The following is a 1600-nucleotide window of genomic DNA, read 5'->3' on the forward strand; positions in this document are numbered from 1 at the left end:
GCCGGCCCGTTCTGTCACTGATCCTGCGAAACGAGCAAGTATTCGCAGGGGTCAAAACAAGGTCGCAACGACGACCGAACTAGGAGAAATAAGATGGCCCGTCTTTCCGACGTTTTTGGCAGCGACGACAACGAAAGCAACCAGTCCTCGCAGACCAACACTGACCAGAATGCCGATGCCGGCGCCGACGCCAGCAACGACGGCATCTCGGTTCAGAACGAAAGCTACAGCCGCGACGAAGATGGCGGCGAGAGCTATGACAGCACCGGCGCCGACACCGGCGGCACGGATCTCGGCAGCGACGCCGACGTCGACAACATGGTCGAGAACATGACCGACAGCGCGAGCTCCTCGGACAACACCGAGCTGCTCGACAACTAAGCGGCTGGATGGCGGGCCGGGATTTCCCGGTCCGCCTCCTCCCTTGTTCTCCCTTGCAAAGGGCTCCTTCCATTCAAAGGTGCTGGATCGATGGACGACCGGATCCTGATCCATCCCGATAATTGCATGCTGTCCAGTTCGGGCAGCAACGATTTCAGCCTTTACGGGGCGCAGCCCGACCCCGCCTCTTCGCGCGACTCCGCCGCCGACCCCGCCGCCGCCGACATCCCCCAGGAGGGACAGTCCGCTGCTGCGCGTGCCCCCGATGCGCAGGACGCCCCGCCCGCCCCGGCCGCCGCGCCGCTCGAAACCAGCCCTGACGCACTGCCGCTGGGAAGCTTCGCAGCCCCCCAGCCGGCCGCCCTCGTCGCGGCACCCGCGCCCGCTCCCTTCGCTGACGGCACGTCCTCCACCGGATCGCTGACGCCCCAGCCCGCCGCGCCGCCCCTCGCGCCTGCGCTGGCCCAGGCCACGGCACCCGTCGCGCCAGCCCAGGCGGACGCCGCGCCGGCCGGTGCCGTGACCTCCGTGATCGCGCCTGCCGCAGCGGCGGAAGCCCTCGCCGCCTCGCCCGCCGCCGCCGTGGCAGAGGCGACGCCGGCTTTGGCTGAAACGCTGCAGGCCGCGCCTGCCGCTGTCGAAGCCGCCGCCGAAACCCTTTCATCGACTGTAGGCGCCGCGCAGCCGCTGCTCGAAGCCGTTCCCCTCGCCCCCGCGCAAGCCGCCGTCGCCGATGTCGTTGCGACGGTCGCCCCCGCCGATCCGATCGGCCCGGTCGACGACGGCGTGCAGGACCTGCTCGGCTCCGATCCCGCCGGCGGCATCGCCACCCTCGTCAGCCTGGTTTCGGTGTCCGACGTGCTCGACGTGCGAGAGGCGGGCAGCGAGCCCGCGCCCGCCGGCGGCGACCCGTTGGTCCAGTTCATCGACACGCTCGCCGCCGATCCAGCACCGGACGCCGATCCGGACGATGACGATGCGGCCGATACGCTCCTCGCCATGCCCGGGGCGGCCGTCCCCGATACCGACGATCTCTTAGGGTGAAGCGTCACATGAACCAGCCTTCCAGCCCAGAGCGCCTGACGCCGAGCGAGATCCAGGAGGTTCATCAGGAAGCGGTCGAAGCCGCGGCGGAAGCGATCGCCATCGACAGCGCGGCGCGCGCCGCCGAGCTTGAACATGGCGATGAATTCGCCTCCGCCCTGCGCCAGTGCAAGGG

Annotated in this window: 2 protein-coding genes; both read left to right on the top strand. The window is 69.5% G+C overall.

All coding sequences use genetic code 11. The features are described from left to right. Window positions 1-93 precede the first annotated feature (93 nt). Window positions 94-381, top strand: a complete 288-nt coding sequence (locus VGB60_RS05520; RefSeq protein WP_331037265.1) for a hypothetical protein — start codon at window positions 94-96, stop codon at window positions 379-381. Between the two features lie 90 nt (window positions 382-471). Continuing rightward, the gene (locus VGB60_RS05525) at window positions 472-1425 is read left to right on the top strand and encodes a hypothetical protein (protein WP_331037266.1); all 954 of its coding nucleotides are present in this window, start codon (window positions 472-474) and stop codon (window positions 1423-1425) included. The last annotated feature ends 175 nt before the right edge of the window (window positions 1426-1600 follow it).

Origin of the sequence: Brevundimonas sp., assembly GCF_036399195.1 — a bacterium.
Taxonomy (GTDB): Bacteria; Pseudomonadota; Alphaproteobacteria; order Caulobacterales; family Caulobacteraceae; genus Brevundimonas.

Coding starts and splice junctions, on each gene's coding strand:
- VGB60_RS05520 (WP_331037265.1), top strand. CDS start 94: ATGGCCCGTCTTTCCGACGTTTTTGGCAGCGACGACAACGAAAGCAAC.
- VGB60_RS05525 (WP_331037266.1), top strand. CDS start 472: ATGGACGACCGGATCCTGATCCATCCCGATAATTGCATGCTGTCCAGT.